The following is a 695-nucleotide window of genomic DNA, read 5'->3' as shown; positions in this document are numbered from 1 at the left end:
TTCTGTGTACCATTTCCATTCTGGCTGTTTCCGCTTTGCTTGTCTCCATTCTGACCATTTCCGTTCGGATTCTGCCCGTTATTATTCTGGCCGCCGTTTCCATTCGGATTGTCTTTATTAGCATCACCGGAGTCTTTCTTTTCCGTCAGACCATCTTTTGCGGCCATAAGTGTTACGACGGCCTCATCTACTTTCGGCTGATCATCAACGGATAAACCGTCATCGTTCATAATTGTATTTGCCAGTGCTAGTGCATCATTATAAGTTCTTACTGATTCTTCTGTATATTTGTTCAGATCCAGATCTTTTAAGCTTTCCAGAAGATCAGAAAGTGCAGCTTTATCTGCCTTTAATCTCAGATCCATCATCGTATCGACAAGGGTTGTCCATGCTGCATTAACTTCCGGCTGCATTGCATCTCCGTTTTCCATTACACCTTCCGCTGCTGCTTTTGCGGCCAGATATTCTTCCTGTCCTGCCTCCACATATTTTGTCAAGTCAATCATACTCGTCAATTCCAGAGCCATGCCAAGGTCGGCCTTATCTCCGGCTTCCATATCCAGTGCCTGGATCGCTTTCATCAGCTTCACACATGCTCCCAGCACATCCTCTTTTGACGCATCCTCTTTTTCCATGATTGCTTCGCCCTCTGCAATAGCTTCTGCGAAAAGCTTCTGCACAGATTCAACCAGTCC

Annotated in this window: 1 pseudogene; it reads right to left on the bottom strand. The window is 45.6% G+C overall.

Annotated features, from left to right (window positions below):
* Positions 1-695, bottom strand: a pseudogene (locus HMPREF0240_RS23255) (FIVAR domain-containing protein); the annotation flags it as partial.

This window comes from Clostridium sp. D5 (assembly GCF_000190355.1).
GTDB classification, from domain to species: domain Bacteria; phylum Bacillota; class Clostridia; order Lachnospirales; family Lachnospiraceae; genus Faecalicatena; species Faecalicatena fissicatena_A.
This window is presented reverse-complemented; position numbering and strand designations above follow the sequence as displayed.